Raw genomic sequence first — 12,577 nt, forward strand, 5'->3', positions numbered from 1 at the left:
TAACGGTGTTATCATTGTGACCAATTTATAACACTTTTCCTATACTTATCTGTGGAAAAAGTCAGGTTCGAGAAATGCGTGGCGACCGGAGCACAATGAATGGATAACCCAACCAACCAAGGATTATTCGAGCTTGCCGTTGAGCAAGCTTTTGACTCAGTGCTAATTACCACTGCAGAACTTGACTTACCGGGCCCACAAATTGTGTATGCTAATAACGCGTTTTGTGAGCGTACGGGGTATTCTCGTGCAGAGCTCATGGGACAAACACCGCGCATTTTGCAAGGCCCTTTAACCGACCGTAAAGTGCTCAAGCGCCTGCGCCAGAATCTCGAACAAGGTGTGCGCTTTGAGGGCGCAACTATCAACTATCGCAAAGATAGCACTCCCTACATCGTGCATTGGAGTATTAGCCCAATGCGTAATGAGGTCGATGAGATCACGCATTTTGTCTCAGTACAACGCGACATCACTCACGAAAGTCAGTTAGAGACCTTTAACGAGCGCCTCTTAGATAGCCTTGGCGAGGGCGTGTTTGGCATTGATACCCAAGGTAACTGTACCTTTGTAAACCCAGCAGCACTCAAGGCGCTAGGTTATGAGAGTGACGATGAGCTGATTGGGCAAAATAGTCACACCTTGATCCATCACTCGCACCCCGATGGGAGTGACTACCCGCTTGAAGATTGCCCTATTTTTCAGATCATGCGAGATGGCACCGTAGCCGAGCCTTGGCGCGATCATTTTTGGACCAAACAAGGTGAGCTTCTTCCTGTTGAAGTCGCGGCAACCTCACTTATGCCGGGTGTTGATGATTTGTTCGGCGGCGTCTTTATTTTCCGTGATATTTCCGAACAAATTCAGCTTGAAGAAGAGCTCAAAGCCGCCGCCAGCCACGACCAACTAACGGGCGCTTATAATCGCCGGTTCGGTGATCAAATCTTACACAAAGAGTTGGCTCGTTTTAACCGATTACAACAACCCGTCTCTCTGGTGTTAGCCGACATTGACCACTTTAAACAAATCAATGACGCCAATGGCCATTTAGTTGGTGATGATGTACTGCAAGAATTCGTCCAGGCTATCGAAGCGCGTTTGCGTGAAACCGATTACCTCGTGCGTTGGGGTGGCGAAGAATTCTTGATCATTTTGCCAAATACCACACGCGATGGTGCCGCAGAACTTGCCGAAAATCTGCGTCATGAAGTTTCGCAACGCACTTTCTCCGACGCTGGTATCAAACTGACCGCTTCTTTTGGCGTCAGCCAGCTCAACTCAGATGATGCCATCGAAAGCTGGTTACAACGTGCTGATAAAGCACTCTACCAAGCCAAGCATGACGGTCGCAATCGAGTCAAAAAAGATAATTAATCGCTTTACTAAACCTTATTTTAGTCTATTCTAAATTAGAGATTCAAATAAGAGGAATCGGCTAATGAAATCAATCATCACCTACGGTATTTTGCCACTGGTTGCGGTGTCTGCAGTAGCGCTTGCAAGCACCGAACAACGCAACGAGCCCGTCAAAGTCATCGAGCCCTATGTAAGTGAAGCACCCGAGAAAGTCGAGCTCGGCAAACAATTATTCTTTGATCCGCGACTCTCCATGTCGGGGATCATTTCATGTAATACCTGCCACAACCTTTCATACAGTGGCACCGATAACTTGAAAACATCTATCGGGCACAAATGGCAGGCCGGTCCGGTGAACTCACCAACGGTGTACAACTCGAGTTTATCGATTGCTCAGTTTTGGGATGGTCGCGCAGCTGATCTTCAAGAACAAGCTGCTGGGCCAATTGCTGCCAACGTTGAAATGGCGATGCCGCACACGCTGGCTGTCAGCGTAATTCAGTCTATTCCGGGCTATCGTGAACAAGTACAAAAAATCTATGGTGCAGACAAAGTCGAGCTGACCCATATCACCGATGCTATTGCTGAATTCGAAAAAACCCTAGTGACACCCAATGCGCCGTTTGATAAATGGCTTAATGGTGACGACGACGCTATCACTGCAACAGAGCTAGCTGGCTATCAATTGTTTAAAGAAGCTGGCTGCATCGCTTGCCACTATGGCGAAGCGCTAGGCGGTAAATCTTTTATGAAAATGGGACTGGTCGCACCTTACGAGTCTGATTCCCCCGCACAAGGCCGTTATGATGTAACAGGGCAAGAAATGGACCGTTTCATGTTTAAGGTACCAACGTTGCGCAATGTATCGCTGACCTACCCATACTTTCATGATGGTGCCGCAGAAACACTCGAAGAAGCGACTCAAGTCATGGGGCAACTGCAGTTGGGCAGAAACTTCACTGATGAAGAGCTGGCCAGTTTAGTCGCCTTTATGAATGCTTTGACCGGTGAGCGTCCGACCATGGAGCTACCGTTGCTACCTGCGTCTGGCCCTGATACACCAGCCGCTCAGCCATTTAAGTAACACCCATGAGCCATATGTTTCGCCCTCGGCAAAAAAAAGCCCCGCATGAAGCGGGGCTCAACTTACAATAGCTCCAGGACGCTATTAGAAACGGAATCCTGCGCTCAACTGAATGTAACGTGGTGATTGCGCACCTACCGTCGACATAAAGCTCGGATTGCGAGTGGCCACATCGGTGGTCAAGTATTCGTTGACTCGTGTCGTAACTTGCGAGTTAAAGACGTTGAATACATCGATACCAAAGTTAAAGTCGATATCGTTGATCTCAACATCGTAGTTCAAGTTCAGGTCAAGCTGAGCAACCCAATCGGTATTGCCATAGAAGCCCTTCGGAATGTACATGAACTCACGCTCAGAGTTATCCGCTACGTCGGTACAGTTCGCTACACACAGGTAGTTCAGGTAATAACGCGTGTTGTCGTTGAGCGGGTTGCCCTGCCCACGAGCGTTGATTGGACTACCAGAGATGAGCGAGAAGTTCGCGCCGAGCGTCAAACCATCGGCCAACGCGTATGCACCGCGTGCTTTGAACTGGTGACGACGATCATTTGGCAAGTCACCCCAACCTGAATTGATGTAGATAACGTTATCGCCGGCTTCAGTCCAACCAGGAATGTCGTTACCTGTGTCAGAGTTCACGCTACCCTCGTAGTTACCGTAGCTATGCGACCAGGTGTACGAGAAGTGTGCCTGCCAAACGTCGTCCCACACGCGATCAAGAACGAATTCTAGCGCGTAGTATTTACGCTGTACTTGGTCGCCACCGATTGGATCTGGATTGCCGTCGCCATCTAGATCGAAGCCATAATCTTGCACTTCACCAAGGTCGATAAGAATGTCGGTCACATTACCAGTGTCTGGACATTCACGCTGCAAGGTCAATTCACGACCTGGGTTAGCGAAAACCCAACCAGAGATGTTGCCACAACCAGGTACATTCACGTTAATGCGCATATCTTCGATGGCATTGTTGAATTCACGATAAATACCACGGACACCGTAATTCCAGTCATCGTTGATTTGCGCTTCATAGCCAACGATTAATTCATCTTGATAGATAGGGTCGAGATCATTGTCGACTTCATCAAGGAAGTTACCAGCGCCTGAGCCACCAAAACTAATGGTGTCGCCCAATTGCTCACCAAGAATTGGCGTTACGTTGGTGTTGCCATTTTCGGTCGTGTTGGTCTCAAGCCCTTCGAGCACGTAATAGTTGAGGTTATCGATAGACACACCACCACCAGCGCTGCGTGCAGCCATACCGTTAGCAATTGGGAAGTAGTAACGACCTGCGTTGGCAAAGAATTTCGCCGTGCCATCGCTATTCACATCCCAAGCAAAACCTACGCGCGGAGCCAACATGTCGTCAACTTCAAGGAACGGTGTACCGTCCGCCGCATAAGTAATGAATTCGTCCCAACGTAGACCCATGGTTAAGGTCATATCAGGGTTCATCGTCCATACGTCTTCAAGGTAAAACGCTTTGGTATCCGTTGGGTAGGCACCAATAGTTTCAATTGACCGAGCATAAACGTATGCATCGACACCTTCAGGTACGATTTCACCGTTCACGTCTGAACCAGGAGTGGTCTCATAAAGGCTATAGTAAGTGCCATTCGGACCTGTAGTACGACGGTTCATGGTCGTGGTACGGGTTTCGTCATCCATACCAAAACGAATTAAGTGGTCTTCAAAGGTCCACTCGGCGTCGATACGCAATGCTTCTCGCTCGTTTAAACGCGCATCGAAACGTGTACTTGTGGTACAGCCTAAATGCTGACCAATGCGCACATCATAAACGCGATTACATTCAATGCCTGAAGAGTTGGTCGAGTCATAGTCGCGCTCGCTTTCACCGTAGAGCACTTTCACCATAAAGTTATCAGTTAGGTAACCGGTGTAAGTCGCTGACCAGTTCACACCACCGCGATCGAGGAATGAGGTGTCTGAGTAGTCACCGCTGTTGTAGCGTTCGGTGACAATGGTCTGTTCGTCTGAGAAGCCCATTAGCTCAACGGTATGGTCGCCACTGATAATCCAGTCAATTTTACCGCCCCAGAAACCATCATCTGCTTTTTCTTGATAGATGTTGTCACCATTAGCACTGCCGTATTGCGAGTCAATACTGCGTGGCTCATACAAGGCAAAGAAGAAGAGTTTGTCTTTGATGATTGGACCACTAGCCCAAATGTTGCCGCGAATACTGTCGGTTTCGCTGTCTGAACGGTTAATGTTACGAATTCCTTGGCCGTCGTAGAAGTCTTTACCGTCGCCGCGGAGCGCGTCTGGCTGCCAATACATGTCGCCGCCAAACTCAAATTCGTTACCACCCGACTTAGTAACAGCACTTACCACACCGCCGGTGGTACGTCCGTACTCAACCGAGTAACCACCGGTTTTGACTTGGAAATCTTTGAAGAAAGCGAAAGGTACTGAAGAATAGCCAACCCCAGTTTCAACGTCACTGATGTTTAAGCCGTTTAAGAAAATCGCATTCTCACCGACTGACGAGCCACCGAACGAGATACCACCAAAACGTGAGCCGGAGATAACACCTGGCGCCAAATTGGCTACCGAGGCAAGATCGCGCGGCACTGGAATCCGCTCCAATTGGCCTGCGCTGATATTCAAACCAGATTCAGACGAACGCGTATCAATGGTCGAGAGTCGTGCGCCACTTACTGAAATGCGTTCAACATCACCAGCGGTCATGGTCAGATCTACCACAGCAGCAGTACCGATGCGAACTTCAACATTATCGATAACACTGCGTTGGTAGCCGTCAAATGATGCACTGACTTCATAGCTACCTACAGGCAAACGTGCAAAACGGTAGCTACCATCCGCGTCAGCCGTCACACTGCGCGAATAGCCGGTTTCGCGATTGCGAATAGTAATGGTCGCGCCAGCAAGTTCTTGATTAGAGTCGGTGACCACCTCACCACGTAAGCTACCATCTGAACTTTGCGCATGTGCTGGGCTTACCAAACCCCCGAAGGTAAGCGTGGCACCAATAGCAGCAGCTACGAGCGAATACTTAAAAGTAGTTGTTTTCATTATTATTTTGTTCCCTGATTAGAAACGACTTATGGTTATTTTGCGGCCATACCCTAGCCGCTTTTACCGCCGCTGTAAATAATTTATGATTATTATTTACACCATTATGAATAATATTCCATGACACATTCGTCAAATAAAATTCACATTTTTGTCTAATCAAAGTCGAAAAAAGAGGTTTATTGTGCGCCGCTGGTCACTTGTTCGGCGTAGATCTGGCGGGCACCACTCTCAAGCTGCGCAAGGCGCTCAGTGCGCGTTTCCACACTCGAAATGTAAGCGTTAAATTCGTTGAGACGAGTACCACTGAGTCGCACCGAGGAGAGCTTTTTTAAATTGAGGGGGTTAATGCTGGTACCATTTTTATAAACTTCGTAGTGCAAATGGCGCGCTTGCGAAAGTCCTGTGTTACCAAGAAAGCCAATAATATCGCCCTGCTCTACTTCCACACCTACAGTAATACCATCAGCAAACCCATGCATGTGCGCATACAGAGTTTCGTAGCCATCGGCATGCTGGATAATCACCGCATTGCCATAATCTCCGTACCAATCGGCACGTTTGATCACGCCGTTACCGGCAGCCATAATAGGGGTACCTAAGGGCGCACCGAAGTCGATGCCTTTGTGCATGCGCGTGTAGCCAAGAATAGGATGCTTGCGCTGGCCGTAATAAGACGATAAGCGCGCACCATTGAGCGGTGTCTTCAGCAGGAAACTCTCAGCGAGCCGGCCATCTTCGAGATAAAAAGCGCCATCAAAGCGGAATAGTCGATAGTCACTTTCACTATTTTGAAAGCGTAAATAGGTCGCTTGCAACGGGGTTTGCATGTGACTAAAGAGCGCTTGGTCCTGGCTGACTAGGGTCCGCTCAAACACCACTTCAAAACGATTTCCAGTATAAACTTCACGCTGAAAATCAATAAAATGCGAGAGCGCTAACAAAGCGGCGTTAATAACGTCGCCGGGGATTTCCGCCGCTGCGGCGTTACCGTACAGGCTATGATCAATCACCACTGCATGCTCAGCGACTTCGATACGGGTGGGTACACGCTGTTTCTGCACCCGCCATTGCCCGTCTTGCAGGGTTGCATCGATGCGCTCTGCATACTCTCCAGCAAAACTTAAGCGTCGTTGCGCCGGAGTGCGTTCGATGGCAATGGTTGAACCGGCCTGCAGCTTATCGATGTTGAGGATACCATCGAGGGCCTCAGCCAACAGATAAACTTCACGGGCTTTAAAACCATATTTGCTTAATAAAGATGTGACCGTTTGCCCACGCCGTAACACCGCATAAGTAGCACCCTCGAGTGCTGTAGCGACGGGCAATTGTGGTTGAGTAAGGCGTATCTCGGATGGCCTTGCAGCTAACTTCCGTGATACCTCATTGGTATCTGCAACCAATACGGTTTGACGTTGCTCACTTACGGGAACGTCTTGCTCAGCTTCCACAGTTGTTTCGGTGGTATCTTGTGGCTCCTCTGTAGAGGTCGTATCGCTGCAACCAAATAGCAATACAGAAAAAGCTAACAAACTAATTTTATAGAGAAAAGTCATTAAAAACCGAGCGCCTTCTGGTCAATATCGCGGTCATTCTACCTTAATATGACAGCTTTGCGGCGGTTTTTATCCTTTACATAGTTTCGTCTTCGTTAGTTTCTTTACCTTCTTCTGTCGAAACTGAATAGCTATAGTTTGGTTGTCCGGTTTCGTTATCCAGTTCCGCTCCGGCACAGGGTGGTTGCGGGCCTAGTTCTTCATGACTGTCCCAGTAACTTAATTTCTTTTCGCCCATGAGGGTGCTCCTTCGTTGTTCGTTATTCGTTATTCGTTATTCGTTAGGGATTGATTAACGGTGATGGTTATTTGAACGATAGTTTTGCCGATTTAGATCGTTTCTTGGCGCCAGCAGCGTATTAGGTATAACTTTGTGAGGAGTGTGGTATGCGAACTTTATTGAAAGCTTTAGTTTTTGGTTTTTTTGGACTTGGGTTAGTGGGGGGCGCGATGGCGACTGAAGAACCGAAATACGATGTACAGAAACAAGACGGTGACTTTGAGCTACGTCAGTACGCGCCGATGATTGTTGCCGAAGTAACCGTACGTGGTTCGATGGATAACGCCTCGGGCAAAGCTTTTCGCGTGTTAGCCGATTATATTTTCGGCAATAACCGCGTGCCAGGCGGTACCAACACTGAGATAGCCATGACGACCCCGGTTACCATGACGCCGCAGGCGGAAAAGATTGCCATGACTTCGCCGGTGACCATGCAAGCGAACGACGGCGCTTGGCAAATGAACTTCATGATGCCCAGCCAATACAGCATGGAAACCCTGCCGCAGCCGAATAATCCAAACATCACTATTCGCGAGCTGCCAAGCCAGCACTATGCCGTCATTCGCTTTTCGGGATTCGCCGGCGAAGGTAAGGTTGCAGAGAAAACTGCGGCCCTGCGTGATTGGATGACAGCCAACGAAATTAAACCCTCAGGCGAACCTGAACTGGCGCGCTACGATCCACCTTGGACGCTACCTTTTCTGCGGCGCAATGAAGTAAAAATCGCCTACCAGCCCTGATTACCAATGCGCCCACAGCCAGCGGGCGTAGAGCCCAAGCGGTGTCGTGGGCCCAGCCGTAAAAGATTGCACTTCGCCATCGCTGACAATTGCGAAGGCGGGCGTAACTGCGACACCCCACTTTTTTGAGATAGCGGCTTGCGGATCGTTCACCACCGCAAGCTGATAGTCGTTTTGAACTAAATAGCGCCTAAGTTCGGCGTCAGTACCCGACGTCATCGCTACACTGACGACCGGCAGATAGCCGGCCAACCAATCGACTGATGGGGTGATGACCGAACACACTGGGCACCAAGTCCCCCAAAAATAAACGATGACAGGTTCTTGATAGCTGCGCTCAACGATATCGACTGCTTGATATTGCAGACTCTGCCATTGTTGCTCCGGCAGCGACCCCGTAGGCAAATCTTTGCCACGCCACAAGTCTACCGCTGTGATGACCAGCAAGGCTAACAACGCATACAATAAAACTTTTTTGATCACTGAACACCTTTGTCTGAATGTTTTTTCATCAACTGTCGGACGGCCTTTTGCGCCCAGAACTGCGCTGCAACTGCTGATGGATGGTAGCCGTCGGTAGCGATGTATTTGGGTTCATAGGGCACATCGAAGTTGAGGAGCTCGGTTTGTGTCTGTTGCCGACAATGTTGCGTCAGTGCATGATTGAGCTGCTGCGCCTGTTGTCCAACAAACCAACGCAGTGGTTGCGGTAACGCGGGAAACTTATGCATCGGCGGCAAGGCTGTATAGAGCACCGACTGCGCCCCTAACACTTCGACGAGGTACGACGTCATGGCGCGTAAGTCCTCACGCCACTGCGGCAAGGTGGTACGCCGAGTGACATCGTTAACCCCTACCGACACTAATACCGCATCAACTTGCGGCATGTCTAACTGACTCTCTCGCAACAGCTCAAGCACCTGCGCACAGGTTAAACTGGAACGCGCAATGAGTTGCCACTGCAGATCATATTGCTCGGCTAACAAGCGGGTGAGCTGACCCGTGACCGCTTCTTGTTGTGAAGTAGAACCGACGCCCGCGATAGCTGAGTCGCCGAGCAATAACAAGCGTAATATCGGCTTATCAGTCTGCCGTGTACACCCGGCGCGGTCGCCGGGAGGCTCCGGTAAACGAGGCGTGGTTCTGCGCACGCGTCGCCCTTGGTAGAGCAACAGCGGCGCAGTCAACAACAACACGAGACGGCTTAACACCTATTCTGCGGTCTCATCTTTGAGGTAGGTGTCGAGCCAACGCGTTTGTTCCCACAACATGTGCAAGATCGACTCGCGCGCACGATACCCATGCGACTCGTGCGGCAACATCACGAGTCGTGAAGTACCACCTAAGCCTTTAATCGCCTGATACAAGCGCTCCGACTGCATCGGGAAAGTACCCGAGTTATTGTCGTTAGCACCATGAATCATCAGCAACGGCTCGTTGATTTTGTGCGCATGGAAAAACGGCGACATCTGAATGTACAGATCTGGATCGTCCCACACAGTGCGTTCTTCGCGTTGGAAGCCAAACGGCGTCAAGCTGCGGTTATAAGCACCACTGCGCGCAATACCGGTGGCAAATAAGTCGCTGTGCGCAAGCATATTCGCGGTCATGAACGCACCATAAGAATGGCCACCTAGCGCCACGCGCTCGGGATCCGTAATGCCACGTTCAACACCGGCAGCAATTGCCGCTTCGCCATTCATCACCAACTGCTCAATGAACGTATCGTTCGGTTGCGCATCACCTTCACCGACAATTGGCATGGTGGCCGCATCCATCACCGCATAACCTTGCGTGGCCAAATACTGCGGTCCCCAATAGCTAATACGAACGAATTCGTACGGTGAACCAGAAATCTGTGCCGCCGCAGCTGAACTCTTGTACTCACGTGGATAAGCCCAAACCATGGTCGGCAATGGACCATCGCGCTCTTTATCATAGCCAGCGGGTAGATACAGCTCCGCTGACATAGCTAAGCCGTCTTCACGCGTGTAGGTAATCAACTCACGAGTGATATCCTTGGTGTGCGGCATCGGATGCGGTGTTTCGGTAAGCGCTGTCAACTGATTATCGTCAACATCACGCACAAAGAAGTCCGCCGGATCGGTTACCCCTTCACGCTGGGTCAAAAAGGTCATTTCTGCGGCATCGATCAGTGCCCACGGACGCTCATAGTAAGGTGCTTCGCTCCGCCAAAGACGCTCTTTCTCGCCACTATGCAAATCATAGGTATCAATAAATGGGCGGTCGCCTTCATCAGATGCCCCAGTACCGCTCAACAACATTTCGCCATCGGCAAGATAGAGCAAGTTGCGACCGTCTTGTTGCACGGTAAATGGCTGACCTGGGTCGTTGTAGCGGTCTTCCCATGAACGTTCCCACACGAGCTTGGCATCACGTTGACCCGTTGCATCGACTAACCAGAGTTTTTCATCGCGATCCGCCCACCAACGCTCCCATACCAAAATGTTTTCGGCATCTGCCGCAAGCATCCGCGCATAGCGTTTGCTCAAGTCGAGGAGTTTTTCCGGCGCTTGATCAAAAGGCGCGGCCTGTTGGAAGACTTGGTCACGCACTTCGGCATCGACGGCAGGGTCACCTTGGTCGGTGGCTTCCGCCCACACCAAAGTTGCATCGGCATCGTTGCGCCAGCTAATTGAACGACGTCCTTGTACCACAGCATCAAAAGCAATCGGTAAATTGTCGGCTAAGGGCTGTTCCACCACGGTATAGACGTTCTCACCGGCGCTATTCCACACTTGCGTGGTTTCCGGGAAGCGGTACCAAGGCACAGCATATGAGTAAGGACGCTGAATATGGCTGACCAATAAGTAGGCATCATTTGGTGAACTGGTCACGCCGCTATAAATCGCTGGTTCACCGACTTGTTGGGTGTCGCCGTTGAGATCGAAATAAGTGATTTGACTCGTGAAGTAGTAATCAAACAACAATTCATCTTGCTTGTTTTGCAGCAAATCTTGATAGGTACGACCTGGCGCAGTACGGCCCATACTCTCGGTGATGACCGGTCCGGTTGGCACGGTGCGACGCGCAGGCTCTTCAAGGTCTGCCGCTACGGTGTAGCTGTAAAGCCCTTTGCTGTCATGGCGCCACTCTAATTCCGGTCCCCATACGGCGGTTAGCTGCGCACTTGACCAGCGTTTCGCCTGTGCCGCGTCAACATCGACCACCCACAATTCAACCTTGGTTGGCGTCATTTGCGCAAAAGCGATGTACTTGCCGTTAGGTGACCAGCTGGTACCAAGCGCTTTTAGTTCACTAGGTAGACCCGTAATTTGCTCTGCTTCACCGGTCTCAACATTGATCAGCTCTAGCGAACTGATATAACGCGCTTGGCTCACTGTGTGGTTTTCTGGGTTGATCCGACGTCCGGCAAGCTTTAATTCATCGGCAGCAACATCTGCAATGTCCGGCAACGCTGGATAACCTGTAACCAATAACAAGTCACCGCTAGGGCTTAAACTACCACCTGGTGACGGCGCAGCATCGACAATATCGATGATCTCTTGCGTCGGTTGTTGATAATCGATTTTCACTGCATTGGCATAACTCGGCGCTGCCGTCACTAATGCCGCACTGGCGCCGAGGGCAAGTGCCAGCGCACTCAACTTAAGTCCCTTGATCATGTTGTTTACCTTTTTCGTTATTTGAACATCTAGGTGATTTAAATTTCTGTTAACTAAGCTACCATAACTTACGTCAAATTCTTCACTTTGACGTTGGCATAAATCGCATCACAGTCGGCATTCAACGCATGTCTAAGGGAATTAAAATGAAATACTGGCTTCTATTGCTTGCTTTTGTCGCAAGCTTTAACAGTAACGCTGCAGATACTAAGTACTTTGTCACCGCAGAATCTTCAGCGACTGAGCTTGCGGCATTGCAACAACAAGCAAGAGCGCAAGATAAGCTACTGATGTTCGTACTGGGTGCCGACTGGTGCCATGACAGCCGCGATTTAATGGCACAGTTTCAGCAGCCAGAATTTGCTGCGGCTCTTGAGGAACGCTATGTCATGCAAGCCATCGATGTAGGCTATTTAGAGTATGGCTTTTTTGTCACTAACGCCTTTGGCGCACCGACTTACTACGGCACTCCTACCGTTATGATTGTTGACCCTGATTCCGGACGTATCCTGAACAAAGCCGACTGGCAGCAGTGGACCAATGCGTCGTCGCAAACACCCGAAACCTATCAGGATTACTTTATTGAACAACAATTTACGCAGGTAGAGCAGACCGCAGAGAGTTTGGCATTCGAAACCGCGCAGGCCGAGCGTGTGCGCAACGGTTTTGCCAGCGTGGGGCCCATGTTGAAGGACTACATGACGAGCGACGACCGCCAAGCATCCAGTGAGTTTGGTACTGCGTGGGAAGCGCTTGCAGCGTTTCGCAATGGTGTGTTCGAGGATATGGTAAAGTATCAGTCTGCAACCGCAGGATTCCCCGACTACCCACCGCAGATGTGGGAACCCGAAAAGGAGTAA

The 12,577-nt window shown here is 50.1% G+C and carries 10 protein-coding genes; 4 read left to right on the forward strand and 6 right to left on the reverse strand.

Features of this window, described 5'->3' with window-relative positions:
* The first annotated feature begins 99 nt into the window (after nt 1–99).
* Nucleotides 100–1,371 carry a diguanylate cyclase gene (locus ACJ8W9_RS08820; protein ID WP_411359786.1) on the forward strand — a complete coding sequence of 424 codons (1,272 nt, stop codon included), beginning with the start codon at nt 100–102 and terminating at the stop codon, nt 1,369–1,371.
* Nucleotides 1,372–1,435: 64 nt separating this feature from the next.
* Nucleotides 1,436–2,437 carry a cytochrome-c peroxidase gene (locus ACJ8W9_RS08825; RefSeq protein ID WP_411359785.1) on the forward strand — a complete coding sequence of 334 codons (1,002 nt, stop codon included), beginning with the start codon at nt 1,436–1,438 and terminating at the stop codon, nt 2,435–2,437.
* 84 nt (nt 2,438–2,521) lie between these two features.
* Here ACJ8W9_RS08825 and ACJ8W9_RS08830 read toward each other — a convergent pair whose 3' ends face one another.
* The 3 genes from ACJ8W9_RS08830 to ACJ8W9_RS08840 all read right to left on the reverse strand — a co-directional run bounded on the left by ACJ8W9_RS08830 (nt 2,522) and on the right by ACJ8W9_RS08840 (nt 7,288).
* Nucleotides 2,522–5,494, reverse strand: coding sequence for a carboxypeptidase regulatory-like domain-containing protein (locus tag ACJ8W9_RS08830; protein ID WP_411359784.1), 2,973 nt, complete (start codon nt 5,492–5,494; stop codon nt 2,522–2,524).
* 179 nt (nt 5,495–5,673) lie between these two features.
* Nucleotides 5,674–7,050 carry a M23 family metallopeptidase gene (locus ACJ8W9_RS08835; RefSeq protein ID WP_411359783.1) on the reverse strand — a complete coding sequence of 459 codons (1,377 nt, stop codon included), beginning with the start codon at nt 7,048–7,050 and terminating at the stop codon, nt 5,674–5,676.
* Between the two features lie 76 nt (nt 7,051–7,126).
* Nucleotides 7,127–7,288, reverse strand: a complete 162-nt coding sequence (locus ACJ8W9_RS08840; RefSeq protein WP_411359782.1) for a hypothetical protein — start codon at nt 7,286–7,288, stop codon at nt 7,127–7,129.
* A 149-nt stretch (nt 7,289–7,437) separates the two neighbouring features.
* On the opposite strand from ACJ8W9_RS08840, the gene ACJ8W9_RS08845 reads away from it, so the two are divergent.
* Nucleotides 7,438–8,070, forward strand: coding sequence for an SOUL family heme-binding protein (locus ACJ8W9_RS08845; RefSeq protein ID WP_411359781.1), 633 nt, complete (start codon nt 7,438–7,440; stop codon nt 8,068–8,070).
* On the opposite strand, the gene ACJ8W9_RS08850 is transcribed toward ACJ8W9_RS08845, so the two are convergent.
* Genes ACJ8W9_RS08850 through ACJ8W9_RS08860 form a run of 3 tightly spaced genes read right to left on the reverse strand, consistent with a single transcriptional unit; the run spans nt 8,071 to nt 11,717 of the window.
* Nucleotides 8,071–8,553 (reverse strand): protein disulfide oxidoreductase, encoded by a 483-nt coding sequence (locus tag ACJ8W9_RS08850; protein ID WP_411359780.1) that lies wholly within the window; start codon nt 8,551–8,553, stop codon nt 8,071–8,073.
* Nucleotides 8,550–9,281, reverse strand: a complete 732-nt coding sequence (locus tag ACJ8W9_RS08855; RefSeq protein ID WP_411359779.1) for an SGNH/GDSL hydrolase family protein — start codon at nt 9,279–9,281, stop codon at nt 8,550–8,552. The genes ACJ8W9_RS08850 and ACJ8W9_RS08855 overlap by 4 nt, the downstream gene beginning before the upstream one ends.
* The gene (locus ACJ8W9_RS08860) at nt 9,282–11,717 is read right to left on the reverse strand and encodes a S9 family peptidase (RefSeq protein WP_411359778.1); all 2,436 of its coding nucleotides are present in this window, start codon (nt 11,715–11,717) and stop codon (nt 9,282–9,284) included. It lies immediately after the preceding gene.
* Between the two features lie 146 nt (nt 11,718–11,863).
* Here ACJ8W9_RS08860 and ACJ8W9_RS08865 point away from each other — a divergent pair, with 146 nt between their 5' ends.
* Nucleotides 11,864–12,577 (forward strand): thioredoxin family protein, encoded by a 714-nt coding sequence (locus ACJ8W9_RS08865; RefSeq protein WP_411359777.1) that lies wholly within the window; start codon nt 11,864–11,866, stop codon nt 12,575–12,577.

Origin of the sequence: Pseudidiomarina salilacus (assembly GCF_047323925.1) — a bacterium.
In the GTDB taxonomy this organism is placed as follows: Bacteria; Pseudomonadota; Gammaproteobacteria; order Enterobacterales; family Alteromonadaceae; genus Pseudidiomarina; species Pseudidiomarina salilacus.

Bases quoted from the DNA above. Each gene is read 5' to 3' on its own strand.
- ACJ8W9_RS08865 (WP_411359777.1), top strand. From the start codon at position 11,864: ATGAAATACTGGCTTCTATTGCTTGCTTTTGTCGCAAGCTTTAACAGT.
- ACJ8W9_RS08845 (WP_411359781.1), top strand. From the start codon at position 7,438: ATGCGAACTTTATTGAAAGCTTTAGTTTTTGGTTTTTTTGGACTTGGG.
- ACJ8W9_RS08830 (WP_411359784.1), bottom strand. From the start codon at position 5,494: ATGAAAACAACTACTTTTAAGTATTCGCTCGTAGCTGCTGCTATTGGT.
- ACJ8W9_RS08860 (WP_411359778.1), bottom strand. From the start codon at position 11,717: ATGATCAAGGGACTTAAGTTGAGTGCGCTGGCACTTGCCCTCGGCGCC.
- ACJ8W9_RS08825 (WP_411359785.1), top strand. From the start codon at position 1,436: ATGAAATCAATCATCACCTACGGTATTTTGCCACTGGTTGCGGTGTCT.
- ACJ8W9_RS08840 (WP_411359782.1), bottom strand. From the start codon at position 7,288: ATGGGCGAAAAGAAATTAAGTTACTGGGACAGTCATGAAGAACTAGGC.
- ACJ8W9_RS08835 (WP_411359783.1), bottom strand. From the start codon at position 7,050: ATGACTTTTCTCTATAAAATTAGTTTGTTAGCTTTTTCTGTATTGCTA.
- ACJ8W9_RS08820 (WP_411359786.1), top strand. From the start codon at position 100: ATGGATAACCCAACCAACCAAGGATTATTCGAGCTTGCCGTTGAGCAA.